The organism is Streptomyces musisoli, assembly GCF_016741855.1.
In the GTDB taxonomy this organism is placed as follows: Bacteria; Actinomycetota; Actinomycetes; order Streptomycetales; family Streptomycetaceae; genus Streptomyces; species Streptomyces musisoli.
In genome coordinates this window covers 1-351 of sequence record NZ_JAERRH010000129.1, presented here as the reverse complement: position 1 = coordinate 351, position 351 = coordinate 1, and the positions used below count along the sequence as shown (strand labels likewise).

The following is a 351-nucleotide window of genomic DNA, read 5'->3' as shown; positions in this document are numbered from 1 at the left end:
GGTCTGGAACAGGGGGTGGTGGGACAGCGACCGGGACGGGTTGAGCACCTCCACCAGGTGCTCGAACGGCACGTCCTGGTGCGCGTACGCGGACAGTGCCGTCTCGCGTACCCGGTCCAGCAGTTCGGCGAAGGTCGGGTCGCCGCTGGTGTCGGTGCGCAGCACCAGGGTGTTCACGAAGAATCCGACCAGGTCGTCCAGTGCCTCGTCCGTGCGGCCCGCGATGGGGCTGCCGATCGGGATGTCCGTTCCCGCGCCCAGCCGTGTGTACAGCGCGGCCAGGCCCGCCTGGAGCACCATGAACAGACTGGTGCCGGTGCGCCGCGCCAACTCCGCCAGGGCCGTGTGCAG

The 351-nt window shown here is 70.1% G+C and carries 1 protein-coding gene; it reads right to left on the bottom strand.

What is annotated here, in order from left to right; all coding sequences use genetic code 11:
• Window positions 1–351, bottom strand: a 351-nt coding sequence (locus JK361_RS40775) for a condensation domain-containing protein (RefSeq protein ID WP_201828293.1), incomplete at both ends; no start/stop codon positions are given.